The organism is Neorhizobium sp. T25_27 (genome assembly GCF_002968565.1).
In the GTDB taxonomy this organism is placed as follows: domain Bacteria; phylum Pseudomonadota; class Alphaproteobacteria; order Rhizobiales; family Rhizobiaceae; genus Neorhizobium; species Neorhizobium tomejilense.
The window spans coordinates 113476-128265 of the sequence record NZ_PVBJ01000008.1; the positions used below are offsets into that span (position 1 = coordinate 113476).

The 14790-nt window shown below is 63.0% G+C and carries 12 protein-coding genes; 4 read left to right on the forward strand and 8 right to left on the reverse strand.

The features are described 5' to 3' along the window. Nucleotides 1–26: 26 nt before the first annotated feature. The 5 genes from C5J24_RS21335 to C5J24_RS21355 form a co-directional block, all read right to left on the reverse strand. Nucleotides 27–749 (reverse strand): enoyl-CoA hydratase/isomerase family protein, encoded by a 723-nt coding sequence (locus tag C5J24_RS21335; protein WP_172724090.1) that lies wholly within the window; start codon nucleotides 747–749, stop codon nucleotides 27–29. Between the two features lie 10 nt (nucleotides 750–759). After that, nucleotides 760–3111 (reverse strand): xanthine dehydrogenase family protein molybdopterin-binding subunit, encoded by a 2352-nt coding sequence (locus C5J24_RS21340; RefSeq protein WP_105420773.1) that lies wholly within the window; start codon nucleotides 3109–3111, stop codon nucleotides 760–762. A gap of 274 nt (nucleotides 3112–3385) precedes the next feature. Further along, nucleotides 3386–4165, reverse strand: a complete 780-nt coding sequence (locus C5J24_RS21345; protein WP_105403939.1) for an alpha/beta fold hydrolase — start codon at nucleotides 4163–4165, stop codon at nucleotides 3386–3388. A 14-nt stretch (nucleotides 4166–4179) separates the two neighbouring features. After that, nucleotides 4180–5304 (reverse strand): LLM class flavin-dependent oxidoreductase, encoded by a 1125-nt coding sequence (locus tag C5J24_RS21350; RefSeq protein ID WP_105403938.1) that lies wholly within the window; start codon nucleotides 5302–5304, stop codon nucleotides 4180–4182. Between the two features lie 68 nt (nucleotides 5305–5372). Further along, complete coding sequence (locus C5J24_RS21355; protein ID WP_105420775.1) at nucleotides 5373–5984, reverse strand: NADPH-dependent FMN reductase; 612 nt, start codon at nucleotides 5982–5984, stop codon at nucleotides 5373–5375. 198 nt (nucleotides 5985–6182) lie between these two features. Between C5J24_RS21355 and C5J24_RS21365 the strand changes: the two genes are divergently transcribed. Further along, a complete protein-coding gene (locus C5J24_RS21365) occupies nucleotides 6183–6890 on the forward strand; it encodes a GntR family transcriptional regulator (RefSeq protein ID WP_105403935.1) in 708 nt (235 codons plus the stop codon). Nucleotides 6891–6943: 53 nt separating this feature from the next. Here the strand turns inward: C5J24_RS21365 and C5J24_RS21370 are convergent, their stop codons facing one another. From C5J24_RS21370 to C5J24_RS21380, 3 genes are all read right to left on the reverse strand, one after another. After that, nucleotides 6944–7615: a spermidine synthase gene (locus tag C5J24_RS21370; RefSeq protein ID WP_105420779.1), complete on the reverse strand. Its 672-nt coding sequence runs from the start codon at nucleotides 7613–7615 to the stop codon at nucleotides 6944–6946. A gap of 711 nt (nucleotides 7616–8326) precedes the next feature. Next, nucleotides 8327–9487, reverse strand: coding sequence for an LLM class flavin-dependent oxidoreductase (locus C5J24_RS21375; RefSeq protein WP_105420780.1), 1161 nt, complete (start codon nucleotides 9485–9487; stop codon nucleotides 8327–8329). Then, nucleotides 9484–10269 (reverse strand): alpha/beta fold hydrolase, encoded by a 786-nt coding sequence (locus C5J24_RS21380; RefSeq protein WP_105420782.1) that lies wholly within the window; start codon nucleotides 10267–10269, stop codon nucleotides 9484–9486. Before C5J24_RS21380 ends, C5J24_RS21375 begins: the two co-directional genes overlap by 4 nt. 369 nt (nucleotides 10270–10638) lie before the next feature. On the opposite strand from C5J24_RS21380, the gene C5J24_RS21385 reads away from it, so the two are divergent. The 3 genes from C5J24_RS21385 to C5J24_RS21395 all read left to right on the forward strand — a co-directional run bounded on the left by C5J24_RS21385 (nucleotide 10639) and on the right by C5J24_RS21395 (nucleotide 14781). Further along, nucleotides 10639–11430 carry an SDR family NAD(P)-dependent oxidoreductase gene (locus C5J24_RS21385; protein ID WP_105420784.1) on the forward strand — a complete coding sequence of 264 codons (792 nt, stop codon included), beginning with the start codon at nucleotides 10639–10641 and terminating at the stop codon, nucleotides 11428–11430. A 139-nt stretch (nucleotides 11431–11569) separates the two neighbouring features. Continuing rightward, a complete protein-coding gene (locus C5J24_RS21390; RefSeq protein ID WP_105420786.1) occupies nucleotides 11570–13033 on the forward strand; it encodes an NAD-dependent succinate-semialdehyde dehydrogenase in 1464 nt (487 codons plus the stop codon). Nucleotides 13034–13080: 47 nt separating this feature from the next. Further along, nucleotides 13081–14781 carry a thiamine pyrophosphate-requiring protein gene (locus C5J24_RS21395; protein ID WP_105420788.1) on the forward strand — a complete coding sequence of 567 codons (1701 nt, stop codon included), beginning with the start codon at nucleotides 13081–13083 and terminating at the stop codon, nucleotides 14779–14781. Nucleotides 14782–14790: the final 9 nt, after the last annotated feature.

Below are 14790 nucleotides of genomic sequence, written 5' to 3' on the forward strand. Positions count from 1 at the left end.
AGGGGGATCCTGGCTGCGGATCTATCTCAGCGGAACTTCTCCGCCGTCGCCACGCAGTTGATCAGCGCCGCCAGTTCCTTGCGGGAGGCGAAGGAGGTTTCCGGGCTCATCGAGAGGAAAGCCTTGATGCCGCGCACGGTCGGCACCGAGTTCTTCTCGAGCTGGCCGACGACGCGTTCCACTTCCGCGTCGATACCGGCGTCGGCAACGGTGATGCCGACGATGCCAAGCATTTTTGCCTCCGTCGCGGGGATCACATCGCGGGTAAAGACCATGCGGGCGAGCGTGGCGCGGGAAACCCGGTCGGCGAGCGCATTGAGCACCAGCGTCGGAGCGATGTCGTGGTTCATTTCGGGCACCTGGAAGGTGGCGCTTTCGGCGGCGATCGCCACGTCCGCGAGAGCCGCGACGGCGCAGCCGACGCCGGCTGCCCTGCCGCGGATGGCGGTGATGAACGGAACCGGGATTTCGCGCAGCACTTCATAGAAACCGAGGACCGGATCGGAGATCACGGTGCGCAGGTCGAGCGCGGTGGCGCGAGAACCCGCGGCAGGCATGGCGGCGCTGCGCCCGGTGCAGAAATCGCCGCCCTTGGCATTCATCAGCACGACGCGGGTTTCCGGCGACAGCGACTTCAATGCAGCGGTGATGGCCTGCGCCATCTCGGGCGTCAGCGCATTGCCCTTGTCGGGACGGTTGAGGGTGATCTCGAGGACGTTCCCCCGGGTATTGATCAGGACGTCGGACAATGCTTTCTCCTCAGGCTTCTTGTTTGGCTTTTGCCGCCCGGATCGCTTCCCAGATACGGGAGGGCGTTGCCGGCATTTCGATATGGGTCACGCCGAGATCGGCGAGCGCATCGGTGATGGAGTTGATCGTCACGCCGAGCGACGGTGTCGTACCACCCTCGCCGCCCGGACGGAAACCGAGCGGATGGCTTTTGGCCGGCACTTCGCTGATATGGGTGTCGAAGCTCGGGAAATCGGAAGCACGCGCCACCTGATAGTCCATGAAGGTAGCCGACAGGTTCTGGCCGGTCTCCTGGTCGTAATGCGACCATTCGAACAGTGCCTGGCCGACACCCTGGACGATGCCGCCATGGGTCTGGCCATCGACGATCATCGGGTTCAGCGCCTTGCCGACGTCATCGACGGTCGAATAACGCGGAATATGGAAGAACCCGGTTTCCGGATCGATCTCGATTTCGCAGACCGCCGCGCCATAGGGGTAGGCAAGCCCATGGGTGGTCTCGTCGGAAATCGCCGCAAGCGTTCCCCGCAGCTCGTCCGGCAGGCCGAGATCGTTTTCCGCAGCCTGCGCCGCCTCGAACAGACTAACGACGCCGTTCGATCCGCGGGCGCGAAAATGGCCGTCGGTGAAGTCGATTTCTTCCGGCGCGACGTTCAGCATGAACGCCGCGATCTTGCGGCCGCGCTCGATGATCTCGGCAGTCGCCTTGTGCATGACGATGCTCGCGAAACGCAGCGAGCGGCCGGAATGCGTGCCGCCGCCGGCCGAGACGAAATCCGTATCGCTGGCGCGGATCTGCACGACCTCGTGGGAAACGCCGAGAAAGGACCCGACCAGCTGGGCGAACGCCGTCTCGTGCCCCTGCCCGGTGTTCTGGGTGCCGATCACGACGTCGACGATGCCGGCGGTCGGGTCGATGGTGATCTCGGCGCGCTCGCGCGGCACGCCGCTGGTGCCCTCGATATAATTGGAAAGGCCGATGCCGCGATACATGCCGCGCTTGCGGGCTTCAGCGCGACGCGCCTCGAAACCCTTCCAGTCGGCCATGTCGAGCACCTTGTCCATGCAGCCGATATAGTCGCCATTGTCATAGATGACGCCCATCGGGTTGGAATAGGGAGAGGCCTCCTCCGGGATCATGTTGATGCGGCGCAGCTCCACCCGGTCGAAACCGAACTTGCGGGCGGCAAGGTCGATCATCCGCTCGATGATGTACATGGCTTCGGGGCGGCCGGCGCTGCGGTAGGGGATGGTCGGCACGGTATTCGACATCGCCGCGCGGAATTCCACATGCGCGACCGGCACCCGATAAAGGCTGGTCATCAGCTGGATGCCCTTGTTGAGGGGCGTGTAGGACACCGTATGGGCGCCGATATTGCTGGTATTGACGGAGTGAAAGGCGAGGAATTTGCCGTTTTCGTCGAGCGCCAGCCTGGCCTTCACATGCAGGTCGCGGCCCTGGAAATCCGACAGGAAGGCCTCGATGCGTTCCGCCTGGTGTTTGACCGGCCGGCCGGTGAGCTTGGCGGCATAGGGCAGCAGCACGAATTCCGGATAGGTGGCGTTGCGGGTGCCGAAATTGCCGCCGACATCGCGGGGCGCCACGACCCGCACGAAGGCCATGTCGACGCCGAGAGACGCCGCGATCTGCTCGCGCATCATCACGACGCCATGGCCGCCGGAGGCGTGGATGGTGAATTTGCCGGTCTCCGGGTCGTATTCGGCGGCGGAGGAACGCGGCTCCATGTGCACACCGGTGACGCGTTGCGCCCAACTGGTGAATTCCAAGACATGAACGGCCTTGGCGAAAGCCTCCTCAGTGCCGGCCCTGTCGCCGACTTCGCCATCCATCGCCTTGTTGCCCGGCACGTGGTCCCAGAGCTGCGGCGCACCTTCTTCCAGCGCGTCGACGCCGCGCACGACCGCGGGCAGCTCCTCCCAGTCGATCTCGATTGCCTCAGCCGCATCCTTGGCGAGATTGGTGCTCTCGGCGATCACCATGGCGACCGCCTCGCCGACGAAACGAGCCCTGTCGGTCGGCAGCGCCTGATGCTGGGTGCGGGCGCGCTCTGTGCCGTCATAGTTCTTGATGCGGATGTCGGAGCCGAATTGCGAACTGCCGATCGCATGCGGGATCGGCGCGATGCCAGCGGCGACAATATCCTCGCCGGTCAGGACGGCGAGCACGCCAGGCATGTCGCGGGCGGCGGACGTGTCGATGCTGCGGATGATCGCATGCGCATGCGGCGAGCGCACGAAGGCGGCATAGGCCGTGTTCTCGAATTTGAGGTCGTCGGCATACTGGCCTTTGCCGGTGATCAACCGGTTATCTTCCTTGCGCCTGACGTCTTCACCGATCATGCCATTCCTCCCATTCACATCGTCCCACATATCCCGGACGATGGCATTCCGCATCCGGCTCTTGGGCCTTCCTGAAGCGAAACGCAAATCAATTCATAATAGACATATCATATCCGTCAATGTTGAAAAATTGTAGCTTCGGAAATTGGCCTGGAAAAGCTCTCGCCTTCGACGACGGCCGAGCGCCGACCGGAATGAGGAAAGTGCAGAGCCTCGCAAGAAAAAAAGGCCCAGACCGAGGTCTGGGCCAAGGCTCCCTGGGAAGGGAATGGCGTCAGGCGGCTTCCGGCCCCTGGTTGAGCACGTAGCCGGGGCCGCGCTTCAGGAAGTCGGTCCACAGCCGCAACGTGCGCTCCGGCTGGTCGACCTCGATCGAATGGGCGGCGTCGAAGATGAAGGCACGCTGCGAGGTCGGGATATTGCGCTTCAGGTGTGCGCCGGCCTCCGCCGGCACGACCTTGTCTTCGGTACCGAGCAGGATCAGCGTCACCGCCTCGATCGACGGCAGGCGGGCACTCAGTGCCTCGTCGACCTGAATGTTATTGGCGAGGCGCTCGTAGGTGCGGCCGTTGGCGGCCATGACATCAGGCGATTTCGGCGTCGACCTGATCTTCTGCGGATGGGCGTAGAGCGCCTTGAACCGCGCGTCCGGATCGGCGGGCAAACCGCCCTTGCCCTCGAAGCGGAATCCGGCCGGCACGCCGAGGATCAGGTGGTCGACCATTTTCGGGTGCTCGGCGGCAAGCCACAAGGCCGACCAGCTGCCGAAGGACGAGCCGATCACGTCGAACCGCGGGCCGACCAGCTTTTCGGCGAACTCGGCGACCATGGCCACCCAGTCCCGCACCGTCTTCAGGCTTTCGTTGCCCTCGGTGCCGTCGAAGCCCGGGCAGATCGGCGCATAGACCGTGTGGTTTGCGGTCAGAGCCTTCAGCGGCTCGGTCAGCATCACGCCGCCGGCGGCATGCAGGTAGACAACCGGCTGCCCCGTGCCGCCGACATGATAGGAGAGCCTGCCGCGGGAAAGCTCGATCGTCTTCAATTCAAAGCTCATGGGTCAAACTCCTCTTACAGGCCAGCCACTTCGGGGGCGACGCGGTCGCGGAACAGTTCCATGCCGCGGCGAACGACGCTGCCCGGCATGTTGCCGACCTTGATCGTCAGGTTCAGCAGGCCGCAATCCAGTTCCTGGCGCAGGCGCTTGATCTGCTTGATGACCGATTGAGGGCTGCCGCAGATGATCGAACCGGCTTCGATCTGTTCTTCCACCGTACGGCCGCGCAGCGTTGCGAGGCGCTTCTGGAAGTTTTCGCCGGCATCGGCCTCGGTGTAGTAGCGGCTCTGTCCGAGCACGAGCTGCTGGGCGGAGCGCTGCGGCCGCATCAGCGTCTGGTGGAAATAGGTCTGAGCGGCCGCCATGTGGTGCCTCGCCTCCTCGTCGGTGTCGGCGATGCAGATCTGCTGGCCGACCAGGATATCGTCCGGCGTCGGCTCCCAGCCGTAGGAGCGGGCGGTCTTCTTGAAATTCTCGACGGCGGCCTTGGCGATCGACAGGTCCTGGATCAGCGTGATGCCCATGATGGCGCGCATCTTGGCGACGAACTCGGCCGATTCCGCGTTGCTGGCGGACATCAGGATACGCGGATGCGGCTTCTGGATTGGCTTCGGCCAGATCGAGATGGCCGGAAACTGATAATGCTCGCCTTCCCAGCCGAAGGGCTCGTCCTCGGTCCAGCACTTGATGATCAGCTCGGTGGCTTCACGCAGCCGGCTGCGGGATTCGCTCGGCGGGATGTTGTAGGCAATGTATTCGTGCGGGATGCCGCGCAGGAAGCCGGCGATCAGGCGACCGCCCGACATTACATCGATCATCGCATATTCTTCGGCGACGCGGACCGGGTTCAGGAGCGGCAGGAGGTTGCCGACAATGGCGATCTTCGCCTTGCTGGTCTGGCGGGCAAGCGCGCCGGCGATCAGGTTCGGGTTCGACATCAGGCCGTATGGGCTGAAATGGTGCTCGTTGCAGCCCACCCAGTCGAAACCGTAGTTCTCCGCATCGACCATCTCGTCGATATATTCGTTGTAGAGCGCCTGGATGCGGGTGCTGTCGATCCCGTGCGTGCTGACCGGCCATTCATGCGGCAGCTTGTCGTAATCGGGATAAGGCATCAGGTGGAAGAAGTTGAACTTCATGGAAAGCTCCGCTGGGACCGTCGCCGGATGAAGGCAAGACGGATCCGACGACGAGGATTGAAACTGGATCAGTTGCTGGCGACGAGGCGCGGCGCGACGTCGTCGACGCGGCTGGCCATCACCATTTCGGCAAAGCTGACGACCTGCGAAGCGACGATTTCGAGTGGCTGGGCAACCTCGCGGCGAGCCGGCTTGCCATCGACGAAAGGTTTCTCGTTGGATTTGATGGTCGCCGCGTAAGGGGTCGGCCAGCCGCGTAGCGCATGCACGACCGAGCGCAGGCCGATCAGCGTTGCGCCCAGCGCCTGGTCGCCGGCGGCACAGACGATGCAGCCGACCGCGCGGCCGTCGAAATAGGAGCGCACGTCTCCTCGCATGTCTTCCGTATAGTCGATGGCGTTCTTGATCGTGCCGGACATACCGCCGTGATAGCTCGGCGTTGCTATGATGATGCCGTCGGCACGGCGAAGCGACTGGAGCAGGCGAAGGGCGGCCGGAGTGCGGTGCGTCACGCCCGGGTCGAAGAGCGGCAGCTCGAGTTCTGCTCCGCAGATGAGGTCGATTTCCGCGCCCGCCTTTTCGGCAGCCAGGAGACAGTAGCGTAGCGCGAGCTCGGAGCTCGAGCCGGGGCGCTGGGTCCCGCCGATACCGACGATAAAGGGTTTGCGGGTCTGCGTCATGGGGTCTCCTCCTTCGGCCGAAGCCGATTGCCTTATCAGGCGCCTTAAGGAGAGTTTGTATACCTTTAAAATGAAAGTCAAGGATTTTATGCCTTCATTAAGCCATGGCCCCTCAACTGGTATACACTTTTTGTCGATTGGCCTCGGCGGATGGTTTGTCGTAGTCTCCTCCATCATGAAGAAGGAACAGGTGGCGGCTTGACGAACGAGACAACCAGAGACGGAGCCAAGGACGGGGCGACGCAGAGCGCCGTCGAAACCGCCTATCACCGCATCCGGCACCTGATCCTCACCGGCGAGATGCGCTCCGGCGACAAGCTGCTCGAAAACCAGCTTGCCGTCGCGATCGGCGTTTCCCGCACGCCGATCCGAGAGGCTTTGAACCGGCTGAACGCCGAGGGCCTGGTGGTGCTGGAACGCTACCGGCGGGGGATCGTCGCGGATTTTTCGCTCGACGACGCGGTCGAGATCTTTCGGCTGCGTGCCATTCTCGAAGGTCACGCGACCAGTCGTGCCGCCACCCGCATTTCGGAAGCCGACCTGCAGCGGCTGCAGGAGCTGGAACGGTTGATGGAGACCCAGTTCGAGGAACTCGGCTGGAACGAACATCTTGAAGGGTTCGACAAGCTCAATGGGGAATTCCACGCGGTGATCGCCGCTGCCGCCGAAAGCCCGCGGCTTGAAAAGATCCTCGCCTCCTCGCTGGAACTGCCGGCGTCGATCTTCAACCGCTATTCGGAGCCGGTCGAGGTGCGCACGCGCCGCACCCACGCCCAGCACCGGGAAATCCTCGCGGCACTGAAAGCCCGCAACCCGGAATGGGCGCAGGCGGCGATGAACGCTCATCTCTTCTCGCTTTTGCCGACCGCTTCGGGCTCGCTGGAGCATGAAGACGGGGCGAAATGAGACGCGAGCCCCGCTTTCGTTGAGGCTCCCGCGGGCCGGCCATTGCTGATCTGCTAGCGGTTGGTGGCCATCCACAGGACGTGGCGGCCGCCGCGCTTGCCGTTGGCGCGCACAAAGATTTCCTCGGTGGCAAATCCGACATCCCGCAGCCGACGGGTAAAGCCGGCGTCTGGCGCCGACGACCAGACGGCCAGGACACCGTTGTCGCGCAGCGCAGCCTTGGCGGCCCGAAGCCCGGCGTGGTTATAGAGGCTGTCGTTGGAAGCCCGCGTCAGGCCGTCGGGCCCGTTGTCGACGTCGAGCAGGATGGCATCGTAAGCGGCGTTGCGCGACCGGATCAGCGCCCCGACATCACCGACATGAATATCGACACGCGGATCGTCGAGCGTGCCCTTGTGAAATTCCGCCATCGGCCCGCGCGCCCAGTCGACCACGGCCGGAACCAGTTCCGCGACGGTCACCCTGGTATCGTCCGGCAGGGCTCCCAGGGCCGCCCTCAGGGTAAACCCCATGCCGAGGCCGCCGATCAGCATGTGGGTATTTTTCCGGCCGGCAATCCGCTCGCAGGAGAGCGTCGCCAGCGCCTCTTCCGAACCGCTCAGCCGGCTGTTCATCAGCTCGGTCGAGCCGAGCATGATCGAAAATTCCGCCCCGCGCTGCTTCAGGCGCAGTTCGCCGCCCTCGCCGGGAATGGTTGCGCGGTCAAGCTGGATCCAGGGAAGCATCGGCCTATCTCATCGTCTCGTCTGGGACGCCTCCTAACACAGACGTTGCGGGGAAAATACCGGACTATCGCCTGCCGGTGGAAGAATCGGGTCACCGAGGCCATGCTGACGATGGTGAATTCATTCCGATGGCAGTTGTGGGGCAGGCTCCGCAGCACCCGACCTGCAACAGACCGATAGCGGCGGAATTGTCAGTGCCTGGATCAGCACAAAAGCGAGCTCTTCGAGTTCGCCATCGGTAAACTCTGAATAATCGTCTCCGATCGGAAGATTATCCGAGCACCCATCGTTGTTTTTTGGATTCATGTCTCGCCCCAGCCCGCGGCGAACATGCATGAAATTTTGTAAATAGCATCACCTTTTTGATGCTGTGCTCCACAAATAAAAAGGCCCGCGCCTTTTCCCCCTGCGCGGGCCTCTCCTAAGACGTAACCTCTTCTACGCTCGACTTAGGAGAATGCCATTGTACTCCGGACTGAAAAGTCCTCAATTCGTCCAAAAGACCTAGCACAAGGGGTATAGCCCCGAGGGGAGCGGCCGGCTTTTGGGGCGCCGGCCGCTAAGACCGCAGCGACTGGGGGGTGACAATTGTGCGGTCCTGCGCCTCAAATGACGACAATCGCGACTGCACATCAAGATGAACCTTGGGTGATATGACTACGCCCAAAGGCTTCATGGGCTTATCAAAATCATCAAATTGGCACCCCCTCGTCAGGCCACCCGCCTGGCGGTCACATTGCGCAGATACGGCATGACCTCCTTGGAGTAGATCTCCATGTTCTTGCGGGTTAGCTCGGCCGGCAGGGTACCGAACTGGAGAAGCGTCAGCAGATGGCCGAAGCCGATCTGGGCCTGGTATTCTTCCAGCTTCTCGCGCACCGTCGCCGGGCTGCCGCAGATGAACTTGCCCTCTTCGATGACGCTGTCGATCGTCTGCTTCATCGAATGGCCGGCCTTGGCCGACATCGCCCCGACCATGGACTTCACCGAGGTGTAGCCCGGCGGCAGCAGCATCTCCATCGGCATGCGCAGGAATTTCTGCAGGAAGGCCTCGATATGATCCTTGGCCTCCCTGCGGGCGATCTCGTCGGTCTCGGCCACATAAAGCGGCAGTGACCAGCCGAGCTGGTCCTCGGTCGCCTCGTAGCCGTAACCGGCCGCAACGTCCTTATACATCTTCATGTAGCGCGCCACGGTCGAGACCGAGGCGAAGGTCTGGAGATAGGTGTATTTGCGGTCCGGATGGGCGGCCCATTCGATCGTTTCGCTGGAACCCTGGCTCGGGATCCAGATCGGCGGATGCGGATTGTCCTGGTAGACCCGCGGCCAGACGTTCACGTATTCGAAATTGTAATGTTTGCCTTCGAAGACGCTCGGACCCGGTTGCGTCCAGGCCTGCAGGATCAGGTCATGCGCCTCCTGGAACCGCTCGTGGGAAAAGGCCGGGTTGACGCCCCAGGAGTGGTATTCGGCACCGATGCCGCGCACCATGCCGGCGATCAGGCGGCCGCCGGTAATGTTGTCGACCATCGCGAATTCTTCCGCCACGGTCAGCGGGTTGTTGAGGAGCGGCAGCGCCCGGCCGAGAATGGCAATCTTGACGTTCTTGGTGCGGCGGGCGAGCGCGCCGGCCATGACGCCGGGGATCGGCATCAGGCCATAGGCGTTCGAATGGTGTTCGTTGACGCAGATGCCGTCGAAACCGAGCTGGTCGGCATATTCGAGCTCGTCCAGATAACGGTTGTAGAGCTGGTGGCCCTTTTTCGGGTCGTAATAGGTGTTCGGCAGGGTGACCCAGGCGGAATTGTGCTTCTCGTCATAGGACAGATCGAGATCCGCATAGGGCATCAGGTGCATGAAGTAGAATTTCATCGCGTAACCTCCCCGATGAAGCCATTGACCAGTTCGACGAAACGGTCGGCCTTTTCGATCTGCGGCAGATGCCCGCAGTTCTCGATGATCTCGAGCCGCGAATTGGGAATGAGGTCGCGCCAGGCCGGTGCGTAACCGACCGGCATTGCCTTGTCGTCGTCGCCCCAGACGATCAGCGTCGGCACCGACACGCGATGCAGCCACTTGTGGAGGTCCGGGTTGAGAAAACGCGGCTCCCAGGCGAGCTTGGCCGTGGTCAGCTTGTTCCTGAGAAGGATTTCCATCCCTTCCTTCGACGGCGGTGGGGCCGCCAGCATTGCTTCGGCAAACGCCTGGTCGTGGAAGAGGTTGCGGGCGGTCTCCTCCGGGTTCCACATGAAGACGTCGCCCTTGCGCACGCCCTTCACCCGGATGCCGGCCGGCGCCACGACGGTCAGGGTGCCGAGTTTCGTCGCATTGCGGATGGCGATCTCGGCCGCCAGCCATCCGCCGATCGACGTGCCGACGAGGTTGACCTTCTCAAGGCCGAGATGGTCGAGGACGTCCAGATAAAAGAAGGCGAGGTCGGAAATGTTGTCCAGCCATTCGGGACTGTCGGAGGCGCCGAAACCCGGATGTTCCGGCACGATCACCTCATGGGTTTCGGAGAGCTTGTCCATGAAGGGCAGCCAGCGCGAGGCGCCGCTCGCGCCATGCAGGAAGAGCAGCGGCGAACCGGTACCTTTCCGCATGAGCCGGATCTTCGTGCCGGTGACGGTTTCAAAGCTTTCGGTAAAGCTCATCGGTGTTTCACCCTCCCCGGGACCTGACAACCGTTAAGGCAGGCGCTCCTCGGCACCCGCGAATGGCGGCAATCTGTATAACCTTTCGGAGAGCGTCAATATGACTCTGTCAAATTTTGATTGATAATAGCAAATTTCTAACTTGCATCTTTGGAAATTGCATACAAGGTTGGCAGGGTGGGTTGAGCCGCGGGACGGTTGCTCGAAGATCCCCTCATCCGCCTGCCGGCACCTTCTTCCCGCTGGGGAAGAGATATGCCGCACCGCGGCCGCACCCCCTCTCCCTTCGGGAAGAGGGTGGCCGAGCGAAGCGGAGGCAGGGTGAGGGGGCGCTCCGGGCAAGAGCGAGGAGACTTAGGGAGGACAAAAATGCAGGCCGAAAAACTGTTTGATCTCAAAGGCCAGGTGGCGATTGTGACGGGCGCCGCGAGCGGCCTGGGGCTCGCCATCACCAAGACGCTTGCCGCCAACGGTGCCCATGTGGCGCTCATCGATCTCGACGCCGAGGCGCTTGCCGCCGCCTATCGATGGCTGAACGGCCAGGGCTTTTCTACCGAGAGCCATCAGGTCGACGTCTCCGACAGCGCAAGCCTGCGCAACACGATCGACGGCATTGCGCAAAAGCACGGACACCTCGATATCCTCGTTGCCAATGCCGGCATCAGCGGCGGGCCGAATTCCCGCACCGAGGCGGGTGCGATCGAAAATGTCAGCGACGAGCTGTGGAACCGGGTGGTGGACGTGAACCTCACCGCGACCTTCGTCGCTATCCAGTCCGCTGCAAAGCATATGAAGAAGCAGAGGCAAGGCCGCATCGTCGCGATCGCCTCGATCGCCGGCATGCGGGGCGATCCGATGACCGGTTACGCCTATGCGTCCAGCAAAGGCGCCGTCGTCAACCTCGTCAAGCAGGCCTCCTGGGAGCTGGCGCCCTATAACGTGCTCGTCAACGGCATTGCGCCGGGCCCGTTCCGCACCAATATCGCCGGCGGCCGCATCCGCGAGCCGGAGGTGGAAAAGGCCTTCGCCGATACCGTGCCGCTCGGTCGCATCGCCGAGACCGACGAGATCATGGGCCTCGCCCTGCTTTTGGCATCGAAGGCATCGAGTTTCATGACCGGCGCGGTAATCCCGATCGACGGCGGTACGGTGGCTATTTGAGCCGACGTGAACGTCGGAATTGACAATATCAGGCTCCCTGCTTTATCCCCTTGAAGTGGACGAGGAAGCCGGGTTCGAGAAAAGCCCGAAATTGACGAATGCCAAACGCACTCGTCTCATGAAATCGGAGGAGACGACCATGAACATCGCGACCAATCCAGCCCGTTCGTCCGACGGCTACCAATCCGCGCGTCTCCTGATCGACGGCGTCTGGCTGGAGAATGGCGACCGCAAGACGCAGCCGCTGATCAACCCGGCCACCGAAAAGGCCATCGGCGTGGTACCGCATGCGACTGCCCAGGATCTCGACCGGGCGCTCGAAGCCGCAAGCCGAGCCTTTTCGCTATGGCGTGCGACCAGCCCGCGCGAACGCGGCCGCATCCTGAAGCGCGCAGCCCAGTTGATGCACGACCGGCAGGAGGAGATCGCCACACTCGCGACGCTCGAAATGGGCAAGCCGATCGCCGAAGCGCGGCTGGAAACCCATTTCGCCACGGAAGAAATGGAGTGGTTCGCCGAGGAAGGCCGCCGCACCTATGGCCGCGTCATTCCCGGCCGCATCGGCGAAACCCGCTTTCAGGTGGTCAAGGAACCGGTCGGCCCGACCGCTGGTTTTTCGGCGTGGAATTTCCCGGTCGGCAATGCCGCCCGCAAGATGGGCTCGGCGCTCGCTGCCGGCTGCACGATGATCTACAAGCCCGGCGAAGAGGCACCGGCGTCTGCCGCGGCCGTCGCCCAGTGCCTTATCGATGCGGGCGTTCCAGCCGGCGTCATCGCGGTCGTCTACGGCGTGCCCGACTTCATCTCGCGCCACCTGCTCGCCTCGCCGATCATCCGCAAGATCTCGTTTACCGGCTCGGTCCCGGTCGGTCAGCACCTCATCCGGCTTGCCTCGGAAAGCCTGAAGCGCACCACGATGGAGCTCGGCGGCCATGCGCCGGTGCTCGTCTTCGACGATGCCGACCAGACCGCGGCGCTCGACATGTCGGTACAGCGCAAATATCGCAACGGCGGCCAGGTCTGCGTTTCACCGACCCGCTTCTACGTGCAGGACAAGTCCTATGACGCCTTCTGCGCCGGCTTTGCCGAGCGTGCCGCGAAGATCACGGTCGGCGACGGCCTCGATCCGGCGACCGGCATGGGACCGCTGGTCCACGGCCGCCGCCGCGACGCAATCGAGGCGCTGGTGCAGGATGCCACCGCCAAGGGCGCCAGGCTGCTCGCCGGCGGCCATCGCACCAACAACGAAGGCTTTTTCTATGCCCCGACCGTTCTCGCCGACGTGCCGGGCGATGCGCGGATCATGAGCGAGGAGCCATTCGGCCCGGTCGCCGTGCTCAACCGCTTCTCGGATTTCGACGATGCTATCACCAAGGCGAATGAACTGCCCTACGGCCTTGCGGCCTATGCCTTCTCGAATTCGCACAAGACCATCGCAAAACTTTCCGACGCGCTGGAAGCGGGCATGGTCGGCATCAATTCCTTCAACATTTCCATGCCGGAAACGCCGTTCGGCGGGGTGAAAGCGAGCGGCCACGGTTCCGAAGTCGGGATCGAGGGCGTCGATGCCTACATGGTTACCAAGACGATCAGCATCACCTGAGGACGAGTTCCCGGCGGGTTTTCAAGAATTTCCACAAGGATTGCAGCATGAAACACGAAAAACCGACCGGCACCTTCGCCGCCGAAGCTGTCCTGACCCACATGAAGGCCGCCGGCATCGATGTCCTGTTCGCCAATGGCGGCACCGACTTTCCGTCGATCATCGAGGCCTTTGCCCGCCAGTCCGAAACCGGCCTGAAAATGCCGGAAGCCCTGGTCATCCCGCATGAGGGTGTCGCAGTCGGCATGGCGCATGGCTATTACCTGATGACGTCAAAACCGGCCGGCGTCATCGTCCACGTCAATGTCGGGCTTGCCAACTCGGTCATGGGCCTGATCAACGCCCGGTCGGAAAACGTGCCTGTGATGATGTTCTCCGGCCGCACGCCGATCACCGAACATGGCCGCTTCGGCTCGCGTTCCTCGCCGATCCACTGGGGCCAGGAAATGTTCGACCAGGGCGGCATGGTCCGCGAAGTGGTCAAATGGGACTATGAACTGCGGTATCCGGAACAGGCGGGCATCGTCATCGACCGCGCCATGAGCATCGCCATGAGCGAGCCGCGTGGCCCCGTCTATCTGAGCCTGCCGCGCGAGGCGCTGGCCGAAGGTGCGGAAGTCGAGATCAGCCACCGCTCGACGGTCACCCCGACCACCTACGGTCCGGCCGACCCGGAATTGGTCGCCCAGGCTGCCGACCTGCTCGCCAAGGCAAAAAAACCGCTGATCATCACCCAGAGCCCGGAGCTCGCTCCCGATTTCGAGCCGCTCGCCGGCTTCGTCGAGAAGTTCGCGCTGCCGACAATCGAGATGTGGGCAACCCGCCTGGCACTGCCGAGCGACCATCCGATGATGATTGGCCGCGACTCCACCCAGGTCCTGAAGGAAGCCGACGTCGTGGTCGTGATCAATGCCGCGGTGCCGTGGATTTCCGACCATACGGACATAGCCGAAGGCGCCAAGGTCATCGCCATCGGCCCCGACCCGCAGCATAGCCGCGTACCGATCCGCAGTTTCCCGATCGACATCGCGCTTGCGGGCGGCGTCAACAAGACAATCGCAGCGCTTGCCGCTGCGATGGCCGAGCGCGTGCCTGCATCGGAAACCTTCTCCGAGCGCCGCGAAAAGTGGGCGAAGATCAAGGCGGCCCAGGCCGAGGCGGCCGACAAGCGCGCCGCCATGGGCAACGGTTCGCCGATGACACCGGCCTATGTCAGCCGCTGCATCTCCGATATCCTGGACGACAGGACGACCGTCGTGAACGAACTCGGCATCGACCCGTCGGTGATGAGTTTCAAATATCCGAAATCCTACTTCTCGACCCCGCTGTCCGGCGGTCTCGGCTTCGGCCTCACGGCAGCGCTCGGCGCCCAGCTTGGAGACCGCAGCCGGCAGGTGATCGCCACGATCGGCGACGGGTCCTACATGTTCGCCAATCCCGTCGCCTGCCACCAGACGGCGACTGCGCTGAAACTGCCGCTGCTGACGGTCGTCTTCAACAACGGCATCTGGAACGCCGTGCGCCGCTCGACGCTCTACATGTATCCGGACGGAAGTGCTGCGACCGCCAACACCATGCCGATCACCGCGCTCGATCCGGCCCCGGATTACGCCGCCGTCGCCCGCGCCCACGGCGCCCATGCCGAACGCGTCGAGACCGGCGCCGACCTTCCGGCGGCGCTGCAGCGGGCACTGGCCGCGACCAGGAGTGGCCAGCAGGCCATGATCGAAGTCATGGTTTCATACTAGGAGGCGTCG